General features: G+C 39.0%; 1 protein-coding gene. It reads left to right on the plus strand.

Annotated features, from left to right (window positions below; all coding sequences use genetic code 11):
- Positions 1-129: 129 nt before the first annotated feature.
- Complete coding sequence (tnpA, locus tag AK95_RS30415; protein WP_071223663.1) at positions 130-618, plus strand: IS200/IS605 family transposase; 489 nt, start codon at positions 130-132, stop codon at positions 616-618.
- The last annotated feature ends 128 nt before the right edge of the window (positions 619-746 follow it).

Raw genomic sequence — 746 nt, forward strand, 5'->3', positions numbered from 1 at the left:
TTGTAAAAAGAAAACCATACGCTATGCGTATGGTTCAGGATAGCTTAAGCGTTGTATAAAAAAAATCCTCCGAAGTGTTAAGATAAATTCGGTTCGCCAACCAAATTTAAAACACGAGGAGGAGATCAGATGGCATCTGATGTGAACAGTTTAGCACATACAAAATGGAATTGTAAGTATCACATAGTGTTTGCACCAAAGTACAGAAGACAAGTGATCTATGGGAAATTGAAAAGAGATATAGGAAAAATACTAAGACAATTGTGTGAAAGAAAAGGTGTAGAAATTATAGAAGCAGAGGCATGTAAAGATCATATACACATGCTGGTAAGTATACCGCCGAAAATAAGTGTGTCATCATTTATAGGGTATTTAAAAGGGAAGAGTAGCTTAATGATATTTGATCGCCATGCAAATTTAAAATATAAGTATGGGAATCGAAAATTCTGGTGTAAGGGGTTTTATGTGGACACGGTAGGAAGGAACAAGAAAGTGATTGAAGAGTATATACGAAATCAGTTACAAGAAGACGTGGTTGCAGAGCAAATGACGCTGGAAGAGTATATAGATCCATTCACAGGAGAAGAAACAGGAAGCAAACGAAAGAAGAAGAACTAGAAGGCCCCTTAAGGGGTAGCCGAAAAAGTAGTGCGGTTGGCGAACGATTCAATGCCCTTTAGGGCTGGCCAGTAACAAAGGCTTTCAGCCGCAGAGCAAACCACCCGTTCACACGGGTGGTTTTGATT

Source organism: Paenibacillus sp. LC231 (assembly GCF_001860525.1).
Classification (GTDB): Bacteria; Bacillota; Bacilli; order Paenibacillales; family Paenibacillaceae; genus Paenibacillus_AQ.